The organism is Planktothrix sp. FACHB-1355 (assembly GCF_014748295.1).
Classification (GTDB): domain Bacteria; phylum Cyanobacteriota; class Cyanobacteriia; order Cyanobacteriales; family Aerosakkonemataceae; genus Aerosakkonema; species Aerosakkonema funiforme_A.
Genome location: NZ_JACJUP010000465.1, coordinates 1 through 4,863 on the forward strand (window position 1 = coordinate 1; position 4,863 = coordinate 4,863).

Sequence of the window (4,863 nt, forward strand, 5' to 3'; positions counted from 1 at the left end):
CCTTTGACGCTGACGCAGTAAACTAGCGTGCTTATCAAATAGTTTACCCATACAACTGCGAATTTGTATGGGCGATACGGCATTGCGGAAAGGCTCAATAATACATGGGGTATGGGCAAATCTTCCTAGTAAACCCAGCACTCCTGCATCTCCCCTTCGTTCGGATGGGTAAGGTGTGAACACCACATCAATTTCTCGCACTTCGCTGGCGAGTTCTTGGCTAACTTTCACGTCACCCAGAGGGGTTAACAATTCTTGGAAATAGTCCTTGGCAAATCGATCGTAAATAAATCGCGTCATTTTAATTCAAACATAGTCATATTAAATTATAAGATGCGATCGATCGACCCTATCCATGCTTAATAATATTTACAGTTAAAATCACTTATAGCGGTTAGTTTAATTTCTTTATTTCGCTTCTCCAATCAAAGTAAACGCTGCCCAATCTCTCGGATTTGGATTTTGTTTCATAGTCGTCAGCATCGCTTGTCGCAATGCTTGGGCTTTATCAATATTTTTTGACAAATTTTGATAAAATTCTGTCATTAGAAACGCAGTGGGACTATCGGGTACTGACCACAGAGAAACGATGACGCTGGATACGCCTGCGCCAATGAACGCACGGGAAAGTCCGATGACACCATCGCCGCTAATTCTCCCCCTTCCCGTATCGCAGGCGCTTAAAATTGCGAGTTCGGCATTTAATTTCAGGTTGATGATTTCTCGTACAGTTAATAAACCATCGTCTTTTCCAGAAGGAGCTAAAGCCAGGGAACTTTGGAAACCGTACATATCATCAAGTAACCCGTGAGTTGCCAAATGAATAATCCTAGCGTTAGGCATTTGTTGCACAATATTGCTTTTGGTTGCTTGGTTTCCGGTAATAGCTTGAGTGGATAAAAGAGTGGCGATCGCATTTGCTTCTTTTTCCGATCCAGGTAAACTCGGTAACTGTTCCGGCGGTGCGTTAACTTTGGGACGAATGCTCGGCATTGTGGGATTTCCCACGACAAGCGATCGCTTATTTGTAGAAGTTTGCAACCTTTGTTTGGCTTGGCGAGTTAAATCCAAAACTTGAATCGAAGGAGCCGTAATAATTGTATGTTTTTCTATTAGATATTTCCCCGCGCTGTCTTGCAAAGCTGCAAAAGGCACCATAAACAAAGCGTCTTGAGCAATGAACGTAACGCGCTGATTTGGATCGGTTGGTAATAAATCGGCAATTGGGGAGATTAATATTTTATACAATTGTTGCAATCCCGAATAATTGGGTGTACTATCAACCCTAGCAGCGATCGCAATACCGCGACCCCCTACCCCAAAAGATTGGCGCGTGTCCCGGATAATTTGTTCGAGAGATTTTTTATCCTGTCCCCGCACAGCTTTCAAATCCACTCGCCGAAACGCAACTTCACCTGTTGGTTCGATCACCCAAATTAACAGGGCTGTTTCATAGCTAAACTCTTGATTGAGTACCAATTGAGAGAGCGAGTTGTTGTCATTATAAACAACAGTATATTCCACCAAAGTTGAATTTTGCTCTTTGGCAATCTGTTTAATTCGAGCCAGGTTGGGTGGGTCAATCTTCGGTTGGGATTGCGCGTCTACAGCTAAACGAGTTGCTAATAAATGTACAAACGCCCTAGCTCGACTTTTTTCTGCTAGTTCCAGTGCCGTATCAATTTTATTTTGAGCAACTAAAACTTGTTGTAAAGTGCGATATGTATAGGTTAGCCAATTATATAAATTCAGGTTTTGGTCATCGCGAGTTTGGCTGGTCGGCAGGTTATAACTTTCGATTTTTTGGCGGACTTTTTCAGATATTGTTAGCGCCTCTAACAAAGAATTTTCTGCTTCTGCTAGCTGTCCGACGCGAAACAGGGTTTCTCCTAAGTTGGCTAAAGCGTACATTTGAGAAACTTCAATTTTATCTGCTTGAGCAATTGCCAAGGTTTGCCTTTGCAATTCTAATGCTTTGGTATAATCTCCCTTCAGGAAGTAAACACGCCCCAAGTCGCCCAAAACCATACCTTCGTAAATGCGATTATTTGTTTGCTGGGCGAGCGATCGCACTTGTTCCAAAAGTGCGATCGCTCGCTCAGCATTATTCATCGACCCATACACAAAGGCTAACTGCCTCAGCGTTATCATCTCGTTGAATGGATTGGCAATTGCTTTGGCAAATTGCAAAGCTTGTTCGTAGCTCTCGATGGCTTTTTGGTCGTTATTTAATTGATATTGGTAAATGATGCCTATACTGAAAAGACCATTGTATTCGCTATTTTTATCTCCCAGTTCCCGCACAACAGCTAAATACTGCTGCCATAGCTCCACAGCTTTTTGTGGTTCCGAAATTCCCCCATAAAGAATCGCTAAATTCATTAGCGTAGATGCTTCTTTGTCGCGCTTATTAAGCTGACGCACCATAGCTAAATGCTTCTCGTAAGTTTCAATTTTTTTTTGAATGTTGCCAGTGAAAGCGTAAGCGGTAGCTAAATTATCTAAAATAATTTCCTCGGTTTCGCGATCGCCCTTCTGCTGTGCAATTTCCAACTGATGTTCTAAAAACTTAATTCCGTTGTCGTCTCCCAATTTGCTGTAAGCTGTAGCTAAATTTCTGACAATCTGTGACAGGGTAGGGTCTTTGATTTCCCGTGCGATCGTCCAAGCTTCTTGCAGCAGTGCGATCGCTTTCTGGTGTTGTTCAAAATAAATAAAAGCATACCCAGCATTATTCAAAATGCGTACTTCATCCTGTCGATTTCCCTCTTTTCTTGCCTTAGCTAATTGTTCCTCATACGTATTAATAACTTGTTGATAAGCTGCACGCAGAGCATTTGCATCTTGCGCCAGCACATATGAATTCCAAATTATTTTACTTGGACTAAATTTGAGCGTAGCTAAGGGGGTAAGCGTGATGAGGATAGTCAAGAAAGCACAGGTGCCAATTTTTTGCGATCGCATTTTCGTCATATGGGTGGATGGTTTCCCCTTCTGGACAGGGGAGTTCGGTAATTAAGAAATCTTGTTCTCTGTTTTAACCTGAAAAGCCCTTTAAGATCGAGATGAAGAAATATTTCGAGCTTGGGCCATGAAACGCATCGTCTTGATTGCTGGGTTTGAATCCTTCAACGCCGACTTGTACCGCAAAGCCGCCGATTTGGCTGTCAAACGCTGTCCGGAGTTGGATATCAGCGTGTTTAGCGACATTGCACTACGCACCGAACCCGACAACGTAGCAGCCGCACTCCAAGGCGCAGATGTCTTCTTTGGCAGTTTGCTATTCGACTACGACCAAGTTTTGTGGTTGCGAGAAAGAATTCAAAACATCCCCATTCGCCTCGTATTCGAGTCAGCCTTAGAGTTGATGAGTCTGACTCAAATTGGTGCATTCAAAATTGGCGACAAACCCAAAGGAATGCCCAAACCAGTTAAATTCATTCTCGATAAATTCAGCAACGGACGAGAAGAAGACAAACTCGCCGGATACATCAGCTTTTTGAAAGTAGGCCCCAAATTATTAAAATACGTGCCAGTGCAAAAAGTACAAGATTTGCGTAACTGGCTGATTATTTACGGTTATTGGAATGCTGGCGGTACAGATAACGTCGCCTCAATGTTCTGGACGCTAGCTGAAAAATATTTAGGTTTAAAAGTAGGAGAAATTCCACCTCCAGTCGAAACCCCAAACATGGGATTATTGCATCCCGATTATCAAGGATATTTTGAATCACCACGTCAGTATTTAGAATGGTATCAAAATATTAGGGGCGGGCAAGATGCCCACCCCACAAGAGATCGTGCTTTTCTTGTGGGGCAGGCGTCTCGCCTGCCATTGTCAAAGGAAGGGCAAAATACCCATCCCACAACAGATCGTACCCACCCCACAAAACCAATTGTTGGCATTCTTCTTTATCGCAAGCACGTTATTACCAAACAACCTTACATTCCCCAATTAATTCGCCACTTTGAACAAGCAGGATTAATTCCCTTACCCATCTTTATTAACGGCGTTGAAGGTCACGTTGCCGTGCGAGATTGGATGACAACCGCATACGAAACCGCCCAAAGAAAACAAGGTAAAATTGAAACTCCATCATTATCCAGCGAAGCAGTCGAAGTCGATGCGATCGTCTCTACAATCGGCTTTCCCCTAGTAGGTGGGCCAGCGGGTTCGATGGAAGCGGGGCGACAAGTTGAGGTTGCCAAACGCATCCTCACTGCCAAGAATGTACCTTATATTGTATCTGCACCTTTGTTAATTCAAGACATACATTCATGGACTCGCCAAGGCGTTGGGGGGTTGCAAAGTGTCGTGTTGTATGCTTTGCCAGAATTAGATGGTGCGATCGATCCCGTTCCTCTTGGCGGTTTAGTAGGAGAAGATATCTATATAATTCCCGAACGAGTAAAACGTCTCACTGGTAGGTTGAAAAAGTGGATATCCTTGCGACAAACACCACCATCCGAACGCAAAATCGCCATTATTTTGTATGGTTTTCCACCCGGATATGGCGCTACAGGTACAGCAGCATTGTTAAACGTACCGAAAAGTTTAATCAAATTCCTCCAAGCATTAAAAGCAGAAGGTTATACAATCGGAGATTTACCAGAAGATGGTGAAGAATTAATCCGCTGGGTGAAAGTAGCTGATGAATCTCTCCCTCTTGCTGAAGGAGTATCTACCGTCAATGTCCGTACCCTCGAAAAATGGTTGGGATACCTATTAACAAATCGCATTGAAAAACAATGGAAATCTCTGACTGGTACAGGTATTAAAACCTATGATGATGAATTGCAAATAGGTGGCATACAACTAGGAAATATTTGGATCGGCGTGCAACCACCCTTGGGAATATCCGG

General features: G+C 43.2%; 2 protein-coding genes and 1 pseudogene. 1 reads left to right on the forward strand and 2 read right to left on the reverse strand.

From position 1 onward, the window contains the following. Both H6S82_RS18460 and H6S82_RS18465 read right to left on the reverse strand, forming a co-directional pair. Positions 1-300 (reverse strand): annotated as a pseudogene (locus H6S82_RS18460) (hypothetical protein); the annotation flags it as partial. Positions 301-408: 108 nt separating this feature from the next. Next, a complete protein-coding gene (locus H6S82_RS18465; protein ID WP_242057006.1) occupies positions 409-2,964 on the reverse strand; it encodes a CHAT domain-containing tetratricopeptide repeat protein in 2,556 nt (851 codons plus the stop codon). A 127-nt stretch (positions 2,965-3,091) separates the two neighbouring features. Here H6S82_RS18465 and H6S82_RS18470 point away from each other — a divergent pair. Next, positions 3,092-4,863 (forward strand): cobaltochelatase subunit CobN (locus H6S82_RS18470; RefSeq protein WP_191056524.1); only part of this gene is annotated, 1,772 nt, incomplete at its 3' end.